The 19,451-nt window shown below is 59.7% G+C and carries 15 protein-coding genes and 1 pseudogene; 8 read left to right on the top strand and 8 right to left on the bottom strand.

What is annotated here, in order from left to right:
• Window positions 1-65: 65 nt before the first annotated feature.
• The gene (locus tag WJM78_RS11115; RefSeq protein ID WP_212513867.1) at window positions 66-2,039 is read right to left on the bottom strand and encodes a siderophore amonabactin TonB-dependent receptor; all 1,974 of its coding nucleotides are present in this window, start codon (window positions 2,037-2,039) and stop codon (window positions 66-68) included.
• A gap of 56 nt (window positions 2,040-2,095) precedes the next feature.
• Complete coding sequence (locus WJM78_RS11110) at window positions 2,096-3,331, bottom strand: siderophore amonabactin export MFS transporter (RefSeq protein WP_275929880.1); 1,236 nt, start codon at window positions 3,329-3,331, stop codon at window positions 2,096-2,098.
• 259 nt (window positions 3,332-3,590) lie between these two features.
• Between WJM78_RS11110 and WJM78_RS11105 the strand changes: the two genes are divergently transcribed.
• Entirely contained in the window at window positions 3,591-4,343 is a 753-nt protein-coding gene (locus tag WJM78_RS11105) for a hypothetical protein (RefSeq protein WP_339015693.1), read from the top strand.
• Window positions 4,344-4,358: 15 nt separating this feature from the next.
• On the opposite strand, the gene WJM78_RS11100 is transcribed toward WJM78_RS11105, so the two are convergent.
• The 3 genes from WJM78_RS11100 to WJM78_RS11090 form a co-directional block, all read right to left on the bottom strand.
• The gene (locus tag WJM78_RS11100; protein WP_021139146.1) at window positions 4,359-4,820 is read right to left on the bottom strand and encodes a DUF2919 domain-containing protein; all 462 of its coding nucleotides are present in this window, start codon (window positions 4,818-4,820) and stop codon (window positions 4,359-4,361) included.
• Between the two features lie 151 nt (window positions 4,821-4,971).
• Window positions 4,972-5,919, bottom strand: a complete 948-nt coding sequence (gene corA, locus WJM78_RS11095; protein WP_042034893.1) for a magnesium/cobalt transporter CorA — start codon at window positions 5,917-5,919, stop codon at window positions 4,972-4,974.
• A gap of 493 nt (window positions 5,920-6,412) precedes the next feature.
• Window positions 6,413-8,071, bottom strand: a complete 1,659-nt coding sequence (locus WJM78_RS11090) for an electron transfer flavoprotein-ubiquinone oxidoreductase (protein ID WP_339015690.1) — start codon at window positions 8,069-8,071, stop codon at window positions 6,413-6,415.
• A gap of 126 nt (window positions 8,072-8,197) precedes the next feature.
• Between WJM78_RS11090 and WJM78_RS11085 the strand changes: the two genes are divergently transcribed.
• The 6 genes and pseudogenes from WJM78_RS11085 to WJM78_RS11060 form a co-directional block, all read left to right on the top strand.
• Window positions 8,198-8,950: an electron transfer flavoprotein subunit beta/FixA family protein gene (locus WJM78_RS11085; protein ID WP_042034890.1), complete on the top strand. Its 753-nt coding sequence runs from the start codon at window positions 8,198-8,200 to the stop codon at window positions 8,948-8,950.
• 94 nt (window positions 8,951-9,044) lie between these two features.
• Window positions 9,045-9,974, top strand: coding sequence for an electron transfer flavoprotein subunit alpha/FixB family protein (locus tag WJM78_RS11080; protein WP_042034889.1), 930 nt, complete (start codon window positions 9,045-9,047; stop codon window positions 9,972-9,974).
• Between the two features lie 223 nt (window positions 9,975-10,197).
• Window positions 10,198-11,286 carry a 3-phosphoserine/phosphohydroxythreonine transaminase gene (gene serC, locus WJM78_RS11075; RefSeq protein ID WP_339015688.1) on the top strand — a complete coding sequence of 363 codons (1,089 nt, stop codon included), beginning with the start codon at window positions 10,198-10,200 and terminating at the stop codon, window positions 11,284-11,286.
• Window positions 11,287-11,457: 171 nt separating this feature from the next.
• Window positions 11,458-12,741, top strand: coding sequence for a 3-phosphoshikimate 1-carboxyvinyltransferase (aroA, locus tag WJM78_RS11070; protein ID WP_042034886.1), 1,284 nt, complete (start codon window positions 11,458-11,460; stop codon window positions 12,739-12,741).
• Window positions 12,742-12,971: 230 nt separating this feature from the next.
• Window positions 12,972-14,027: a 3-deoxy-7-phosphoheptulonate synthase AroG gene (aroG, locus tag WJM78_RS11065; RefSeq protein ID WP_339015685.1), complete on the top strand. Its 1,056-nt coding sequence runs from the start codon at window positions 12,972-12,974 to the stop codon at window positions 14,025-14,027.
• 278 nt (window positions 14,028-14,305) lie between these two features.
• Window positions 14,306-14,593: pseudogene (locus tag WJM78_RS11060) on the top strand (IS4 family transposase); the annotation flags it as partial.
• A 44-nt stretch (window positions 14,594-14,637) separates the two neighbouring features.
• Here the strand turns inward: WJM78_RS11060 and dsbB are convergent.
• Window positions 14,638-15,159: a disulfide bond formation protein DsbB gene (dsbB, locus tag WJM78_RS11055; RefSeq protein WP_042034884.1), complete on the bottom strand. Its 522-nt coding sequence runs from the start codon at window positions 15,157-15,159 to the stop codon at window positions 14,638-14,640.
• Between the two features lie 85 nt (window positions 15,160-15,244).
• On the bottom strand, window positions 15,245-16,825 hold the full coding sequence (nhaB, locus tag WJM78_RS11050) for a sodium/proton antiporter NhaB (RefSeq protein WP_108537661.1): 1,581 nt from the start codon (window positions 16,823-16,825) through the stop codon (window positions 15,245-15,247).
• A 332-nt stretch (window positions 16,826-17,157) separates the two neighbouring features.
• Here nhaB and fadR point away from each other — a divergent pair, with 332 nt between their 5' ends.
• Complete coding sequence (gene fadR / locus WJM78_RS11045; protein ID WP_042034882.1) at window positions 17,158-17,871, top strand: fatty acid metabolism transcriptional regulator FadR; 714 nt, start codon at window positions 17,158-17,160, stop codon at window positions 17,869-17,871.
• Window positions 17,872-17,929: 58 nt separating this feature from the next.
• Here the strand turns inward: fadR and WJM78_RS11040 are convergent, their stop codons facing one another.
• Window positions 17,930-19,447: a SpoVR family protein gene (locus tag WJM78_RS11040; protein WP_042034881.1), complete on the bottom strand. Its 1,518-nt coding sequence runs from the start codon at window positions 19,445-19,447 to the stop codon at window positions 17,930-17,932.
• Window positions 19,448-19,451 lie beyond the last annotated feature (4 nt).

Below are 19,451 nucleotides of genomic sequence, written 5' to 3'. Positions count from 1 at the left end.
CCTTATTGTCGAGGCGATAAAAACGGAAAAAGGGAGCCCTGTCGGCAGGGCTCCCGAACGGAGGATTACAGCTTGTAATTCACCCCTGCATAGACGGTACGACCTTCCAGAATGAAGTCGGCGTCGGTGGCGACCTGGTCACGCTGGGTGCTGGTCAGATTGGTGATGCCGAGTTTGAAGTCGAGCGCTGGCGTGACTGTCCAGTTGGTGTTGAGATCCAGAGTCTGATAGTGCTTGGACTTTAACGCCTCAGAGTTGTGCATCGGCACCTTGATGAACTGACTGCCCACGTATTGCCAGGCCAGGTGCGTGCTGACGATCTCGGTGGCTTGCCAATCCAGGCTGAGGTTGCCGGTGTGATCCGGGGTTTTGGTCAGATCGTCACCCGTGCTCTTGTCTTCGGAATCCAGCAGGCTCCAGTTACCGGTCAGCTTGACGTCGTCTCGCACATCGACCCAGCCGGTCAGCTCCAGCCCTTTCACTCGCGCCTTCTTGACGTTGAGGTAGGTCATGACGCTCGGACGGTAGCCCGGGCCCCACTGATCGCTCTGGATCAAGTCCTCGATGTCGTTGTGGAAGCCAGTCACCCCTGCGCCGAAACGCTCGCTCTCGTAGGCAGTGCCCAGCTCATAGCTGACGGCGGTTTCCGGTTGCAGGTTCGGGTTGCCGACCACCTTGCAGGCGCCACGGCAGGCCGTGGTGGCGAAGCCTTCGCTGGACTGGGCCAGGGTCGGTGCCTTGAACGCCTTGCCGGCGCCCCCCTTGATCACCCACTCGTCGCTCAGCTTGTAGAGGGCATAGGCGCGCGGGCTGAACTCGTTGCCATAGGTTTCATGGTGGTCGAGGCGGCCGCTCAGGGTCAGCGCCAGATCCCCCAAGCTGAATTCGTCCTGCAGATAGAGGGCGCTCTGGCTCGCATCCACGCTGCCGTTGGTGATGCTGCGGCTGTGCTCCAGCTCGGTGTTGCGCAGCTCGGCGCCCGAGGTCAGCAGGTGATCCCCCAGATAGCCGCTCAGCTGACCATCGACCGTGTGGTTGGTCTGGGTGACATCGGCGGCGCCGCCATTGAGCTGGGAGTCATCCATCAGATCCGTCTGTTCGAAGTAGTAGCGGGCACGGCTATCAACGTGCTGCCAATGGCCGTTGTGGGTCACACCCAGGCTCAGGCGTTCGAGCTTTTGCACGTTATGCGGGGTCGCCGGCGCCGTCGGGGCACGGGGCACATTGTTGAAGTAGCTGTCCATGTCGTTCTGGTTGTAGCCCAGATCGAAATCGATATCCTGATTGTCACTGACCAGCCACTTCAGGCTGGAGAGCACGTTGACCACTTCTCGTTTTTCCAGCGCATCGGCATCCGGGTTGTTGGACTGATCGCTGTGCCAGCGGTCACGCTGATAGCCTTCCACCACCACACTGCCGAGCAGCTTGTTGTCGATGAGGGCTCCGGAGACAAAGGCGCTGCCCTGGTTGGCATCGCCACCGTCGCCCTTGGTGGGCATGGTGTGGGTGTAGCCGAAGGCCGCTTCTGTCTTCTCCCTGGCCTGGCGCAGGATCACGTTGACCACGCCACCCAGCGCATCGGCACCGTACAGGGAGGAGACGGGGCCCCGGATCACCTCGATGCGCTCGATGGCGGCCATGGGGATGGAACTCAGGTCGAAGTCGTTGCCGTAGGCGCTGCCCAGGGTCTCGCGGGCGTTGACCCGCTTGCCGTTGATCAGCAGCAGTGTGTAGTCACCCCCCAAGCCGCGGATCTTGATCTCGTTGCGGCCGGTGGGGTTGGTGGCAATGATGTTGACGCCAGGTACGCGCCTGAGGGCATCGCCGATGTTGTTGACGTTCATCCTGTCCAGATCTGCACGGGTCACCACGAAGACGCTGGCCGGGGCGGACAGCTCGGTGTGTTGGGTCTGGGTGGCGGTGACCACCATGGTCTCGTTGGCTTTGACCGATTCTGCCTGGGCCAGGCCCGGCAAGGCAAACAGGCCGAGGGAGAGCAGAATCGGGTTCAAACGAAATACGCCATGCTGCAACTGCATTGTCAAAACTCCATGAATAAACAGAGGTTATGGGGTCCGGCTCTGGGGCCGGTAGCTCACTGACTTCCCTGTCTGGCGGTACCAGACGCGGGGTTATTGTTATTCCTTGTCTGCGCCAGCCCCTTGAGCAAGCGCCAGACACCGCCGCAGGCCAGCAGGCCACAGCCAATATTGATCCAGGCGAGCCCAGCAAAGCCGTGCAGGGCACCCGTGCTGTCCGAGACGAGATACCTTGCCGAGAGCAGGCTGCCGAGCCCGGCCGCCACGTTGGTCACCGTGCCCTGGAAGGACATGAAGGCGGCGCGCTGATGGGGGGCCGGAATGGCCGCCGTGATGGCCAGGGTGGTGCTGGAGCGGGCCGAGCTCAGCGCCATGAAGAGGGTAAACAGCAGGTAGATGGGCACACCAACGGGGGCGGCGAAGCCGAGCAAGGTGATCAGGGCCAGCAACAGGCTGGTGATCAGAATGGCGGCCAGCGCCCGGCCTTGATCTATCCAGCTGCCGCACACACGCATAGTCGCCATGCTGGCCAGACCGCCAAACAGGTAGAGCGCGGCGATCTGCTCGCGGGGGAAGGCGAGGTTGAACTGGAAGTAGTTGGCAAAGTGCGGGATCAGCAGGAAGTGACCGAACATCTGTAAGCAGAGAATGAGTAGAGCGCCCTGGCATAGCGGCGATCCCAGCAGCTGGCGCAGCCCGCTGCCGTGGGGATAGCGGGTGACCGGCAGGGAGGGCAGCAGCAGGGCGCAGAGCAGGGCCAGCAGCAGGCCGCCAGCGCCAAACAGCAGGAAGGGGCTCTGCCAGCCGAGCCATTGGGACAGCACCAGGGCGATGGGCACTATCAGGATGGCAGCGAGCGAGAAGGCCATACCAACATAAGCGAGGCGGCGGCCCCGTTCGGCGGTTGGTACCAGATCCAGCACGGCGGCCATCAGGATGGCGGAGAGGGGCCCGGCCACGCAGCCCGACAGAATGAACAGTATCAACAGCTGCTGGCTGTGCTGGACCAAGGCACAGGCCATCAGCAGCAAGAAGCGCAGGGTCAGCAGCACCAGCAGGGCGGGTTTGCGGTTGACGCGATCGAGCCAGGGGGCAGCAATGAGCCCCATCAGGGCCGCGCCCAGGGTGGCACCGCCGCTGAAATAACCGGTCTGCTCCGGTTGCATGCCGAGGCTGATGACCAGATCCGGCCCAAGGGGCATCACCATCATCATGCTGCCCATGGAGAGCATATTGATCAGCATCGCCAGATGGATGATGGCAGGGGGGGGAGTGGCGGTAACAGGCTTCATCAGCAGGTGGCTCGAAAAAATGAGACCGAATTGTATCCGAGCGACTTTTTCGTGACAACAAATGGTAATCATTTTTATTTGTGTTATTCGATCCATCTCGGTCCCTTTTGGCTCGCAGGCTGTCAAGGGGGGAGGGGCTCTGGTCCATGTCGCCATCGCTTGTGGGGGCTACGTCATTGAAAAGTGAGGCAGATGCATCATGATGGTGATAGCCAGACAGGCAGAGACGGTGAGCCGGGTCCCCGGACAGGAGAGAGAGATGAAAAGGTGGCGTTGGAGCGGGATCTTGTTGCTGTGCGGGCTCTGGTGTCTGCCGCTGCGGGCCGAGGTCAAGGTGATCCCGGTATTCGAGGCCGAGGCCATGGTGCAGACCCTCAAGGAGATCTACCCGGATCTCGGGGTGAGTGCCATGGGCAACCAGCTGGTGCTGAGCGGCAGTGTGGCCCAGTTGCAAGAGGCCGAAGCGACCCTGGCCAAACTCAACCAGCCGCCCCAGAGCCTGCTTATCGAATGGCGGGTGGATGGCGCCGCAAGCGGCCAGCAGATGGAGGCGGGGATCGGTCGTGATGCGGCCAAGCGGCAGTGGCTGCTGGAAGGCGATGCCCGCCAATACCAGCGTCGCCAGAACGACAGCTGGCAGGTGCGCGGCCTGTCGGGGCGGCCCGTGTTACTGCAGATGGGCTCCTACCAGCCGGTCACCTTCTATCAGTGGCGCGGCGGTCAGGTGGTGGGTCTGATGCCGATCATCAACGGCCTCTATGCTACCGCCACCCTGATTGGGGAGCGGGTGCAGATTGCGCTGAGCAGCGAGCAGGCCAGGCTGGATCAGGGCACTGTCAGCAGGGGGCAGAGTGCCACCGAGGTGAGCGGGGCCCCGGGCCAGTGGCTGACGGTGGGGGAACTATCCACCACTTCAGCCCAGCAAGGAAGCAGCCTGGGCACCCAGTTGCAGGGGGGCCGCAGCAGCCAGAGCGATCGCCAGACCCTGCAGATCCGGGTCACTCGTCAATGAGTGACCTCTGCGTGATCAGTGGGGTTGATCGGCTGCGTATTCGCGGATCTGGCGGCTGCGCAGCAGGTACCAGAGTGCCCAGAGGCTGCCGATCAGCACCAGGGCGGTTGGCCAGCTGAACGACCATTTCTGCAGGTTGAGGCTGTGCAGCTGCATCACCAGGCCGCTGATGGTGGAGCAGAGCAAGAGGCCGCGGCTGTGGCGTCTGAGCCAGGCCCGTACGCTGTCAGTCTGTTGATAGGTGCCGCCAAAGGCGAGCAGCGCCAGCATGGCGGGTACGTCGGTCAGCAGGCTGATGTAGAGGCTGATCTTGTCCGGATAGAAGAGGGTCAGGATCTCGCTGCCGCTCTCGCGGGTGACGCCGGCCATCAGAAACAGCCAGACCGAGCGGGTTAGCAAGAGGGCGATGGGCCAAAACCAGAGGGGAGGGCGCAGCTGGCCGTGATCGTCATATCTGTGTTCGGGGTAGAGGGTCATGGTCGCCCGTTATCCGCTTGGGTTGTGCAAATGATGAAGAGGATATGAGGCAGGCTGGGGCCCTTTGCAAGGCGTGCCGGGGGACACGAATTAATCGGGGGCCAATGCCCCCCAATTCATCGTCTCTTGTTATCGCACTGTCTGGCGGTGTTTACAGCCAGCCTCGGCGCTTGAAGAAGAGGCCGGTACCGAGCGATGACATCACCATCAACACCAGCGACATGGGATAGCCATACTCCCAGGCGAGCTCCGGCATGCGACCGAAGTTCATGCCGTAGATACTGGCGATCAGGGTCGGCGGCAGGAAGATCACGGCGGCAACCGAGAAGATCTTGATCACCTTGTTCTGCTCCAGATTGGTGACCCCCATGGAGGCCTCCAGCTGGAAGTTGATCTTGTCGAACAGGAACTGGGTGTGGGGCAAGAGGGACTCCACGTCGTGCAGCATCTCGTCGATCCACTTGTTCTGCTCAAGGCTCATGCGCTGGCGCAGGCTGCGCTTGAGAAACCGCAGGGCGCGGCGGGTATCGTGCAGAGAGAGACGGATCTGGCCGTTGGCCTCTTCCTGCGCCATCAACTCTTTCAGCATGGGATTGATCTGATCCGGCTCGAAGATCTGATCGGCGGTGTTTTCCAAGGTCTTGTAACCATCTTCGATAAGGTCGGAGAGGTATTCCACCTTGAGATTTTGCACCTCCAGCAGGATGTCGAGGGCATCCTCCACCTCCAGCCTGTCCTGGCGCATATAGTGGCGCAGCAGGCGCACCAGCCCGATGTCATCCTCGCGGATGCTGATCAGCAGGTTGTTGCGCAGGGTAAAAGAGACGTGAACACCCTTGGTGTCACGGCCGATCCGCTGGGGGAACAGGGAGTGAATGTGCAGACCATCGGTATCCCAGTAGAAACGGGCGGATGCTTCGATGTCGTCCAGCTCTTCCTTGTCGGGGACCTCTTCCAGAAACAGGCCCGTCAACCATTCTCGCTCTGCCGTGTCCGGCTTATAGGCATCCAGCCAGACGGTGTTGTCAGGCACTATGTCGTCAGGCCCGAGCGTGATGATGTCCAGTACCTTGTTATTGAGAATGTAGGCGGTGATCATCTGTCCCCCCTTAAAAAGTCATGGGTAATCAGGGATGGTTGCACAGGTCATGCGGCCTAGATCGCATAGAAAGCGATCCCGTGGATAAGCAAAACGGGCCGATGGAAAACCTGAATGCGGCGAACTATACAGGGGCGGGGCGTGCTTGTCAGGGCCTATTCATCCGAGGTTCAGCCTGTTCGCTCAAAAAAACAGCGAGGTCGGATCAGCGGATCTGGCCGTAAAAGTGACAGCCTGTTGACTGCCGCATTGCGCCGAGTGCCCGTCTGGGGGGACAGACCTTAGTGGGATAGTTGGGTCCGGACCCTCCTTGCGGTGGCGTCCAGACGATGTTCTGGAATAGGGCATTCTTGATATGGCGGGTCTCAAGTTCTGCCGGGCCTTGTCACCTATTGCGATAGTTGGATCCGGACCCTCCTTGCGGTGGCGTCCAGACGATGTGCTGGAATAGGGCATCCTTCATATGGTGGGTCTCAAGTTCTGCCGGGCCTTGTCACATATTGGGATAGTTGGGCCCGGACCCTCCTTGCGGTGGCGTCCAGATGATGTTCTGGCTGGGATCCTTGATGTCACAGGTCTTGCAGTGAATGCAGTTGGCTGCGTTGATCTGCAAGTAAGGCTGGCGCTCGCTTTCCACTATCTCGAACACCCCGGCCGGGCAGTAACGCTGGGCGGGCTCGGCCCAGGTGGGCAGGTTGACCGCCACCGGGATACTCGCGTCCTGCAACGTGAGGTGGCAGGGTTGATCCTCATCGTGACTGGTGTTGGCCAGATAGACGGAGGAGGGCTTGTCAAAGCTGAGTTTGCCATCGGGTTTGGGATAATCGATGGGATCGCAGCGGCTGGCCATGCGCAGTTGACGGTAGTCCGGCTCCCTGTCCAGCAGGGTAAAGGGGGATCCCCGCAGGGAGAGCAGAGACCGAGGCAGCCGTTGCTCCAGCCAGTTGAAGGCGCCGCCAAGCAAGGGGCCCCAGCGATGCAGGGCTGCGCCGAAGTTGCGGGCACTCTTCAGCTCCTGCCCCAGCCAGCTCTGTTGCAACGCATCGCTGTACTCGGCCAGATCCTGGCCCCCCTCATCGCCGCCGCGCAGACTCATGGCGACGGTTTTCGCCGCCAGCATGCCTGATTTCATGGCGGTGTGAATGCCCTTGATACGGGAAAAGTCCAGGGTGCCGGCATCGCAGCCGATCAGCAGCCCACCGGGAAAGTGCATGCGCGGCAGGGAGTGCCAGCCGCCCTTGGTAATGGCGCGGGCACCGTAGCTGATGCGCTCGCCGCCCTGCAGGGTCTGCGCGATGAGTGGATGGTGCTTGAGGCGCTGGAACTCGTCGAACGGGCTGAGCCAGGGGTTGCTGTAGTTAAGATCGACAATGAGCCCGACCGTCACCTGATTGCCTTCCATGTGATAGAGGTAGAAGCCGCCCTGGCTCTTGCTGGCTCGGCGCTCGACCAGTGGCCAGCCGCTGCCATGGAGCACCAGACCCGGCTTGGCCTGCTCTGCGGGCACCTGCCAGAGCTCCTTGAAGCCGATAGCATAGTGCTGCGGCTGGGCGCTGTTTTCCAGATTGAACTCGGCGATCAACTGCTTGCCCAGATGGCCGCGAGCCCCTTCGGCAAACAGGGTGTAGCGGCCATAGAGCGCCATGCCGGGCACGTGATCCGCCTTGGGATTGCCAGCTCTGTCCAGCCCGAGATCGCCGGTGATCACACCTCTCACCCGTCCCGCTTCCATGATGAGCTTGCTTGCGGTAAAACCCGGGTATATTTCGACTCCCAGCTGCTCGGCCTGTTGACCGAGCCAGCGGCAGAGGTTGCCCAGGCTGAGGATATGGCTGCCATCGTTGTGCATGCGCGGCGGCACAGCCCAATGGGGCAGTTGCAGGGCGCGCCGCTCGTTTTGTAACAGATGCACCTGATCATCGTTAACGGGTATGCCAAGGGGCGCCTGCTGCCAGCTGTCCGGCAACAGCTCCTTGAGGGCGACGGGATCAAACAGGGCTCCGGAGAGCAGATGGGCGCCGACTTCCGCCCCCTTTTCCAGCAGACAGACCGAGAGATCGGCATTGTGCTGCTTCAGGGCGATGGCGGCACTGAGGCCTGCCGGGCCGCCACCGACGATGACGACATCAAATTCCATTGCTTCGCGTTCCATCTTGCCTCTGCGCTTGACTTGGCCTAGGGTAGTGCTGGTAGTTTACGTAAACGTAAAGCAATTGTAAGCAAAAAAATGCGAGGGCTCGTCAATGGATTCACTCAACCGAAGCGAGGGATGCGCGTCATGAAGCTGCTGGTCGCGATCAAGCGGGTACTGGATTACAACGTCAAGATCCGGGTCAAGAGCGATGGCTCCGACGTGGAGCTCGCCAATGTGAAGATGGGGATCAACCCGTTTTGTGAAATTGCGGTGGAGGAGGGGGTGAGGCTACGTGAAGCCGGCATCGCGACCGAGCTGGTGGTGGTGACCTTCGGACCGGAGGCGGCGGTCGAGCAGTTGCGCCATGCCCTGGCGCTGGGGGCGGATCGGGCCCGCCATTATGTGATCGATGAGACCCTTACTCCGCTTACCGTGGCGCGCGCCCTGCAACAGGTGTGTGAGCAGGAGCGGCCGGATCTGGTGCTGCTTGGCAAGCAGTCTATCGATTCTGACAACAACCAGGTGGGCCAGATGCTCTCAGCCCTCACCGATTGGCCGCTGGCTACCTTCGCCTCCGCCATCAAGCTGGTGGAGGGGGAGTTGCAGGTGACCCGCGAGATCGACGGTGGCCTGGAGACCCTCGGTATGCCGTTGCCTGCCGTGGTGACGGTGGATCTGCGCCTGAACGAACCTCGCTTTGCATCGCTCCCCAACATCATGAAGGCCAAGCGCAAGCCGCTCGAGAGTGCCCCCTTCGCGACCCTCGGCGTCGAACCCGCTGGCCATACCCGGCTGCTTGGTGTGATGGCGCCGCCGGGGCGTCGTGCCGGCATCCGGGTCGGCTCGGTGGACGAGCTGCTGGACAAACTCAAGCACGAAGCCAAGGTACTGCCATGAGCGCATTGATGATGGTGAAACATAGTGCGTGCCTGCCCCTGGTTGGTATGAGGGTTGGCGCGATGGAAAGCGTTACTAACGATAGGGTGCTGCCATGAGCGTACTGGTTATTGCGGAACATCATCAGGGCAGGCTTGCCGACAACGTGGCCCAACTGGTCACGGCGGCAGGCCAGCTTGGCGGCGAGGTGCATCTGTTGCTGCTGGGTCAGGGGCTGACCGAGGCGGGCGAACAGGCCGCTTGTCTGCAAGGGGTGAACAGGGTGCTGCTGGCCGAGCATCCCATACTGGCGGAACGGCTGAACGACGGGGTTGATCCGCTGCTCGCCCACATTGCACGTGACTATCAGCACTGTCTGATGGCGGCCAGCACCCAGGGCAAGGATCTGCTGCCACGGGTCGCGGCCAGGCTCGGGGTGGAGATGCTCTCCGAGGTGACTGGTATAGAGAGCGGCGATACCTTCCTGCGCCCTATCTACGCGGGCAATGCCGTTGCCCGGGTGGCGAGCAGTGCTCCCATCAAGGTGCTCACCATCAGGCCGACCGCCTTTGCCAAGGCCGAAGTCGGGGCTGGGCAGGCTGCTGTCGAGCGGCTGCCGGTGGCCGATGTGGCCTGCCGGATCCGGCTGGTCGAGCGGTGCGCCGTGCGATCCGCCAGGCCCGAGCTTGCGGCGGCGCGGGTGGTGGTCTCCGGCGGACGGGCGCTTGGCTCCAAGGCGCAGTTTGCCCTTATCGAGGCGCTGGCCGACAAGCTGGGCGGCGCGGTCGGGGCGTCGCGGGCGGCGGTGGATGCGGGTTATGTGGCCAACGATCTGCAGGTGGGTCAGACCGGCAAGGTGGTCGCGCCTGAACTCTATATCGCGGTTGGCATTTCGGGGGCTATTCAGCATCTGGCAGGCATGAAAGAGTCGAAGGTGATAGTGGCCATCAACAAGGACAGCGAGGCCCCCATCTTTCAGGTGGCTGACTACGGTCTGGTGGGGGATCTGTTCACCCTGCTGCCCGAACTCACAGCCAAGCTGTGAATTTGTTGAAAAGAGGCCTTACCTGCCATTGATGCGGTCTGCCCCCATTTCCATGCATGTTCCCTGCAAGCCCTGACCTGTTCAGGGCTTTTTCGATGGCAGCCCGACTTGACCCGGGCGATAAAAGCTTGAGCCAGCGCCCAAAAAGCCTTTGATCCTGGGGCGGCTCTTGTGTAAAACCAGACACGTCATCGATTACTCTCATCCACTCACGGAAAGCGTCATGAGCAAACAGATTTACAACTTCTGCGCCGGCCCCGCCATGTTGCCGGTTGAAGTCATGGAGCGCGCCCAGCGCGAATTTTGTAATTTTCAGGGGCTGGGAGCCTCGGTCATGGAGCTCTCCCATCGCGGCAAGCCCTATATGGCGGTCGCCGAGAAGGCCGAAGCTGACCTGCGCGACTTGCTGGCGGTGCCGGACAACTACAAGGTGCTCTTCATGCACGGTGGTGGTCGTGGCCAGTTCTCCGCCGTGCCCATGAACCTGCTGGGTGGCGCCAACAAAAAGGCCGATTATCTGCTGACCGGTGTCTGGGCCCAGAGCGCCGTCGATGAAGCCCACAAGTACGGTGACATCCAGACCTTCCCGGGGGTTGCCAAGAATGCGCAGGGGATCTCCCACCTGCTGCCGACCCCGGCGTTTCGCGCCGATGCGGCCTTTGTACATTACTGCCCGAACGAAACCATCGATGGCATAGAGATGTTTGACATCCCGGCCACCGGCGATGTGCCATTGGTGGCGGATCTCTCCTCCACCATTCTCTCCCGTCCCATGGATGTGAGCCGTTTTGGTGTTATCTACGCCGGTGCCCAGAAGAACATAGGCCCGTCAGGGCTGGCTATCGCCATCGTACGTGACGACCTGCTGAACCAGGCGAGAGCCGACGTGCCCTCGATTTTTGACTACCAGCTCACCGCCAAGCACGACTCCATGTTCAACACGCCGCCCACCTACGCCTGGTATCTGGCCGGTCTGGTGTTCGAGTGGCTGAAAGAACAGGGCGGGCTCGAGGCGATGGAGGCGCGCAACAAGGAAAAAGCCGATTTCCTCTACGGCTATCTCGACCAGTCCAGCTTCTATGGCAACAAGGTGGATGCCAGCTGCCGCTCCCGCATGAATATCCCGTTCCAGCTCAAGAACGATGCCCTGGACAAGCAGTTCCTGGCCGAGTCGGAAGCGGCCGGTCTGTTGGCACTGAAAGGGCACCGTATCGTCGGTGGCATGCGAGCCAGCCTCTACAACGCCATGCCGCTGGAAGGGGTGAAGGCCCTGGTGAGCTTTATGGATGGCTTTGCCAAACGTCACGGCTGAGGCGTTTTTCCCCCATGACAGACGCCGGGGACTCCCCGGCGTCTGTTTTTTCAGTGGATCCTGATCAACCGCGAGTCTGGCCCGCTTTTGTGCAGTGAGCGGTCTTGCCGAGCAAGGCGCGGGCTGCTAACGTCCGGTCAGGTGAATTATTTGAGACAGTACAGGAAGTCTATGAATTCGTTGCGTTTGGAACCTATTTCTCGTGTGGCCGGTGAGGTCAATCTGCCCGGCTCCAAGAGCGTGTCCAACCGGGCCCTGCTGCTGGCGGCCCTGGCCCGCGGCACTACCCGGCTGACCAACCTGCTCGACAGCGATGACATACGTCACATGCTGGCGGCACTGACCCAGCTCGGGGTCAAGTACAAGCTCTCCGCCGACAAGACAGCGTGCACTGTGCACGGTCTGGGCCGCAGCTTCGCGGTGAAGGAACCAGTCAATCTGTTCCTCGGCAACGCTGGCACCGCCATGCGTCCGCTCTGCGCCGCGCTGTGTCTCGGCTCCGGCGAATACACCCTGGGCGGCGAGCCGCGCATGGAAGAGCGTCCTATCGGCCATCTGGTGGATGCCCTGCGCGAAGCGGGTGCCCATATCCAGTACCTGAAAAAAGACGGCTACCCACCGCTGGTGGTGGACGCCAAGGGCTTGTGGGGCGGTGACGTGCACGTCGACGGCTCAGTTTCCAGCCAGTTTTTGACGGCGTTTTTGATGGCGGCGCCCATGGCGGCCGGTGACACCCGCATCCACATCAAGGGGGAGCTGGTCTCCAAGCCCTACATCGACATCACCCTGCACATCATGAAGCAGTTCGGGGTGGTGATTGAGCACGACAACTACAAGCTGTTCTACATCAAGGGCAACCAGACCTACATCAGCCCGGGCGATTTCTTGGTGGAAGGGGATGCCTCCAGCGCTTCCTACTTCCTCGCGGCCGGCGCCATCAAGGGCAAGGTGCGCGTGACGGGCATCGGCAAGCACAGCATCCAGGGCGACATTCACTTCGCCGACGTGCTGGAGAAGATGGGCGCGCGCATCACCTGGGGCGATGATTTCATCGAGGCGGAGCAGGCACCGCTGCACGGGGTGGATATGGACATGAACCATATTCCCGATGCGGCCATGACCATTGCCGTTGCGGCGCTGTTTGCCGAGGGGCCCACCTCCATTCGCAACATCTACAACTGGCGGGTGAAGGAGACCGATCGTCTGCACGCCATGGCCACCGAGCTGCGCAAGCTGGGTGTGGAGGTGGAGGAGGGACATGACTTCATCACAGTGACCCCGCCGACCCAGCTCAAGCATGCCGAGATCGACACTTACAACGATCACCGTATCGCCATGTGCTTCTCGCTGGTGGCGCTGTCAGATACCGCCGTCACCATCAATGATCCGGGCTGTACTTCCAAGACCTTCCCGGACTACTTCGACAAATTGGCCAGCGTCAGTCAGGCCATGTGACCCTGTTGGGCCCGCCTTGGTGCGGGCCTTTTCATATCAGCCCCGCTTGTGACTGCCCCATTGTTGCTCTGCTCAGCACACTTGCCCCTGAGCGCTAGCAGTAATATGCAAACTTGCAAGACACGATCTGAAAATTCCTGATGAGATAATGTAATTTTCTATTTACACCGTCCCGACTGCGGGCTAGATTGAGGTTTCTTTATCGCAGTCATCTAGCAGGAAGTCTTGTCATGCAGCATCAAACCGACGACGTTCGTATCAGTGAAATCAAAGAGTTATTACCCCCGGTTGCGGTGCTTGAGAAGTTTCCGGCCACCGAGACCGCCTCGTCTACCGTGTTCGAATCCCGCCAGGCCATTCACCGGATCCTGGCCGGTGACGATCAGCGCCTGCTGGTGGTGATCGGTCCCTGCTCCATCCACGACCCCGTAGCTGCGCTGGAATATGGCAAGCGTCTCAAGACCTTGCGTGACGAGCTCAAGGGGCAGCTGGAAATCGTGATGCGGGTCTACTTCGAGAAGCCACGCACCACGGTCGGCTGGAAGGGGCTGATCAATGACCCCTACCTCAACAACAGCTGCCAGATCAACGACGGCCTGCGCATCGGTCGCAAGCTGCTGCTGGATCTCAATGACATGGGGCTGCCGACCGCCTCCGAGTTCCTCGACATGATCACCCCGCAATACGTGGCGGATCTGATGAGCTGGGGGGCCATCGGTGCCCGTACCACCGAATCCCAGGTGCACCGTGAGCTGGCCTCCGGTCTTTCTTGCCCGGTGGGCTTCAAGAACGGCACGGATGGCACCATCAAGGTGGCCATCGATGCCATCGGCGCCGCCAGCGCGCCACACCATTTCCTGTCGGTCACCAAGTATGGCCACTCCGCCATTGTTGCGACCCGGGGCAACCCGGACTGCCACATTATTCTGCGCGGCGGCCGCGAGCCGAACTACAGCGCCGCGCATGTTGATGAGGTGGTGAAGGGATTGGACAAGGCCGGTCTGCCGCAGAAGGTGATGATCGACTTTAGCCACGCCAACAGCAGCAAGCAGTTCAAGAACCAGATGGTGGTGGCCGAGGATGTGGCTGGCCAGCTGCGCGCCGGCAGCAAGGCGGTATTTGGCGTCATGGTGGAAAGTCACCTGGTGGAAGGGCGCCAGGATCTGGTGGACGGGTGCGAGCTCACCGTCGGTCAGAGCATCACGGATGCCTGCATTGGCTGGGCCGATACCGACGTGCTGCTGCGTACGCTGGCCGATGCGGTGGCGACTCGCAACGCAGGCTGATCCTGCACTGTCCCGGCTGACTGCCTGCGGCAGCAGCCAGACAATACACAAAGCGCGACCCGGGTCCGTAATGTGGATCAGTTCAGGGGCCAGTGACCGCTTCTTCTGATGTGTGAAAATCCGAAACCTGTTGATTGGTTTCGGATTTTTTATGCCTATTACACAGGCTATCGGTTTTCTTCACGCCAGTCATGCTGCCAGGTGCAGCCCCGTTGTCGCCCCCCAGCGCCTTCCTGCAAGCGCGCCAAATGGTTGGGGACAAAAGCATCAAGCACCGGTTGCTGGTGCACAACCCGCTACGTAGCCAGATGACGAAGATGGCGGCGGGATACACGGTAAATCAGCTGAGTTTTCACATGGCGTCGGTCTACCTTGTCCATGAGTTGAGCTGTATGGCCTATGTGTTACCGGGGTATATCCCGGGGCGAGGGGCAGATCTGGAGAAACAAGCGGCACAGTTCGTATGACCACAGAGAAGAGAGCGCAGTTATCCCCGCAGCGTGAAGCCGAGACCACAGCCGTACAGTGTGAAAAAAGCCAATAAAAACAATGCCAGTCAGGCTTAACTGACTGGCATTAGAGCCAGTAGACCCTTTTTTATGTGATACCGTCAGCTGCAGCAGCGCCCCTTGACCAGGTTGCCGATGGCGACCACTACGAAGACCAGCAGGTAGGCGGCGAAGATGGCCACCAGCCACTGGGGCATGGAAAAGCCCAGGAACTGCCAGCTGATCTCGCTGCAATCCCCATCCGGGAAGAACAGCCAGGGGATCCACTGATCGAGGGGGGCCCAGCTCGGGAAATCAGCAAAGGGACTGCAGACGTTGAACGGGGAGGGGTTCATCTGGTAATCCACATGCTGCAGTGCCAGCTGGAGGCCGCGGAAGGCACTGTAGCCCCACAGCAGCAGGGCACTCCAGCGCACATACCACTTCTGCGGCGCTACCATGCCGAGCAAGCCTGCCAGTATGACCCCCAGAGTGGCGATACGCTCATAGATGCACATGACGCAAGGATGCAGACCCAGCACGTGCTGGAAGAAGAGGGCGCTCAACTCGAGGAAGAGGGCGGAGGCGGCAAGCAGGCCCCATGCCAGTCGATGGGCGGCAATACGTCGCAGAAACTCAATCATCTGGTTGATCTCACAGAAAAAACAGTGGCTGAATTAGAGCAGAGCAGTGGCTAAAAAGAAAGGGCCCTGGCGGGCCCTTATGGGGTCAATGCAGCGCAGGCAGAACCGCAGGCGTGACGTTGTCAAGTACCAGCCAGCCAGCCTGATAGAACCACTCGGTCATCGGGCCGAGCAGCATCTCCACCGAGAGGAAACCCACCACTCCCAGCACCAGGGTGTAGGGCAGAGCCATCCATACCATACGGCCATAGGAGAGGCGCAACAATGGAGCCAGTGCCGAGGTCAGCATGAACAGGAAGGCCGCCTGGCCGTTGGGGGTGGCGACGGATGGCAGGTTGGTGCCGGTGTTGATGGCGACAGCCAGCAGATCGAACTGCTCACGGCTGATGGCGTTGTTGAGCAGGGCCGTCTTTACCTCATTGATGTAGACGGTGCCGACGAAGACGTTGTCACTGACCATGGAGAGCAGGCCGTTGGCCAGATAGAAGAGGGCGAGCTGATCGTCCGGCTCGGCGGCCAGTACCCACTGGATCACGGGTTTGAACAACTGCTGATCGATGATGACGGCCACTATGCTGAAGAAGACGGCGAGCAGGGCGGTGAAGGGCAGTGCCTCTTGGAACGCCTTGCCGAGCGAATGCTCATCTGTGATGCCAGTCAGTGAGGTAGCCAGCACTATGACAGATAGCCCGATCAGCCCCACCGCCGCTAGGTGCATGGCCAGCCCTGTGATCAGCCAGAGGGCGATCAGCGCCTGTACTATCAGCTTGGCCTTGTCTTGCGGGGAGCGCTCGGCCTCTTCGTAGCGGTTGTAATCTTCCATGATGCGACGCACCGCATCCGGCAACTGGGCGCCATAGCCAAACCAGCGGCACTTCTCGACCAGGATGCAGGTGAGCAGGCCGCAGAAAAACACGGGAACTGTGACCGGTGACATACGGATGGCAAACTCACCAAAATGCCAGCCAGCTTGCTCACCTATGATCAGGTTTTGCGGCTCTCCCACCAGGGTGCAGACGCCACCGATGGCTGTCCCTATGGCTGCGTGCATCATCAGGCTGCGCAGGAAGGCACGGAAGTCGTCCAGATGCTGGCGATTGAGCTCGTTGACGGAATTGTCATTGGTGTAGTCGTGTTGATTGCCGAACTCCTTGCCAGAGGAGACCTTGTGGTAGATGGCGTAGAAGCCTGTCGCGACGCTGATCACCACGGCGATCACTGTCAGGGCGTCAAGGAAGGCAGACAGGAAGGCCGATACCAGACAAAACGCCAAGGAGAGCAGGGTCTTGGAGTGGATCCGGATCAGCAGTTTGGTAAACACGTAGAGCAGCAACTGCTTCATGAAGTAGATGCCGGCCACCATGAACACCAGTAGCAGCAGCACCTCTATGTTGGCCACCAGCTCATGCTTGACCTGCTCTGCCGAGGTCATGCCGATCAGCACAGCCTCGATAGCCAGCAAGCCACCGGGTTGCAGTGGATAGCACTTGAGCGCCATGGCCAGGGTGAAGATGAATTGAACCACCAGCAGCCAGCCGGCGGCGAAAGGATCAAGATAGAAGGCGATCGGGTTGATTAGCAGAAATAGCAAAATGGCGGCCTTGTACCACTGGGGTGCATTGCCCAGGAAGTTCTTGGCAAAGGCTTGCCCTAAGCTGATTGGCATAATATGGGTCTCTGTTTTGTTGTTGGTATCTGCGTCTATGCAGTCAAGACAGGCTCGACCAGAACATCCGGATGTTGTCCCTTATCAGATTGATTCCTCATGATTTTAATCAAAAAGAGGCGTAACTATAAATAACATAGTGCCCCTTGCCCAAGAGAATGTCTGTTTTATCGCCAGACGGCGGGGTTGGCTGGCACCTATCGCGTGGTTTTATACATTTTTTTAACAAGGCGACCTGCTTATGTGAGCAGAGGACTGACCTTCTGCTTGCCAGCCCTCTCTGCTTTGCTATTATTCGGGGGCCTTTTTACGTACTACAACAGAGTCACTACATGGTCATAAAAGCGCAGAGCCCTGCAGGGTTTGCCGAGGAATACATTATCGAGTCCATCTGGAACAATCGCTTTCCTCCAGGATCCATATTGCCGGCCGAGCGTGAGCTGTCCGAGCTGATCGGGGTGACTCGTACTACCTTGCGCGAAGTGTTGCAGCGTTTGGCCCGCGATGGCTGGCTCACCATCCAGCATGGCAAACCGACCAAGGTGAACAATTTCTGGGAGACCTCGGGTCTCAACATCTTGGAAACTCTGGCCCGTCTGGATCAGGACAAGGTGCCGGATCTGGTGGCTCAGCTGTTGTCGGCGCGTACCAATATCTGCACCATTTTCATCCGTGGTGCGATTCGCAATAATCCTGAGCAAGCTGCCGAGATACTGCGTGGTGCCAAGGCTGTGGATAGCACTCCGGAGGCGTATGCGGAGTTTGATTATCGTCTGCACCATCAGCTCTCCTTTGCTTCCGGCAACCCGATCTACGCCTTGATCCTCAATGGTTTCAAGGGGCTCTATAGTCGGGTTGGACGTTACTACTTCTCTGACAAGCAGGCTCGTGAAACGGCGGATGCCTATTACAAGACTTTGTTGGATTTGGCCGAGACCAAGAATCATGAAGCCGTGTTCATGACGGTACGCCAGTACGGGATAGAGTCCGGCAAGCTGTGGACCCGCTTGCGCCAGGACATGCCGAGCAATCTGTGCGATAACTGATTGTTGATGCAAAGAGAAACGCGCCTTCTGGCGCGTTTTTTTATGGCTGAAAGTGGCCTTAGACCGGTTTTTTCTCCGGACAGCGGCCTATGATGTCAGCGGGCAAGTCGCCGTTATCCTGCTCCAGTACCACATCGAATCCCCAGAGTTGATGCAGATGCCTGAGTACCTCGTGGCGAGAATCCCCCAGCGGGATCCGATTGTGTGGCACATAGCGCAGAGTCAGCGACCGATCTCCTTTTACTGCAACGTTGTAGACCTGAATGTTGGGCTCCAGATTGCTCAAGTTGTACTGGGCTGACAGGGTATTGCGCACCAGTCTATAACCCTCCTCGTTGTGGATGGCGGAGACCTTGAGGTAGTTCTTCAGATCGTCATCGTCGATGGCGAACAGCTTCATCTCCCGCATCACCTTGGGGCTCAGGAACTGACTGATGAAGCTCTCGTCCTTGAAGTTCTGCATGGCGAAATGCAGTGTATCCACCCAATTGGTGCCGGCGTAATCGGGGAACCAGTATCTGTCCTCCTCCGTCGGGTTCTCGCAGATGCGGCGCAGATCGGTAAACATGGCAAAACCGAGGGCGTAGGGGTTGATCCCCGAGTAGTAGCGACTGTTGTAGGGGGGCTGGTACACCACGTTGGTGTGGCTGTGCAACACCTCTATCATGAATCGATCACTGATCTTGCCCTCGTCATACAGGTGGTTGAGGATGGTGTAGTGCCAGAAGGTGGCCCACCCTTCATTCATGACCTGAGTCTGTTTTTGCGGGTAGAAGTACTGACTGATCTTGCGCACTATGCGCACTATCTCGCGCTGCCAGGGCTCAAGCAGGGGGGCATTTTTCTCGATGAAGTAGAGGATATTCTCCTGTGGTTCGGCCGGGTAGCGTCTGTCTTCGACTCCCAGGGCCTTATGCTGCTTGGGCAGGGTGCGCCACAGTTCGTTGACCTGGGTTTGCAGATAGTCTTCCCGCGCTTTCTGGCGACGCTTCTCTTCTGCCAGCGAGATCTTTTGCGGTCGCTTGTAACGGTCAACGCCGAAGTTCATCAGCGCATGGCAGGAGTCGAGCAGTTTCTCCACCGCATCGATACCGTGTTTCTCTTCGCATTCGGTGATGTAGTTCTTGGCGAACAACAGGTAGTCGATGATGGAAGAGGCATCGGTCCAAGTCTTGAACAGATAGTTGTTCTTGAAGAAGGAGTTGTGGCCATAGCAGGCGTGCGCCATCACCAGCGCCTGCATCGGCATTGTGTTCTCCTCCATCAGGTAGGCGATACAGGGATCCGAGTTGATGACGATCTCATAGGCCAGCCCCATCTGGCCGCGCTTGTAGTTGCGATCGGTGTGGATGAAGCGCTTGCCAAATGACCAGTGCTGGTAGCCAATGGGCATGCCGACGCTGGAGTAGGCGTCCATCATCTGCTCTGCCGTGATCACCTCGATCTGGTTGGGGTAGGTATCCAGTCGATAGAACTTGGCGACCCGGGCGATCTCCTGATGATAGGTTTCCAGCAGATCGAAGTTCCAGTCAGGGCCATCGTCCAATGGCGCTATTTTTCTTGCGGTTTCTACCATATGA

This window comes from Aeromonas popoffii (assembly GCF_037818705.1).
Taxonomy (GTDB): Bacteria; Pseudomonadota; Gammaproteobacteria; order Enterobacterales; family Aeromonadaceae; genus Aeromonas; species Aeromonas popoffii.
The sequence above is the reverse complement of the archived record's forward strand: the minus strand, read 5'-3'. Positions and strand labels throughout refer to the sequence as shown.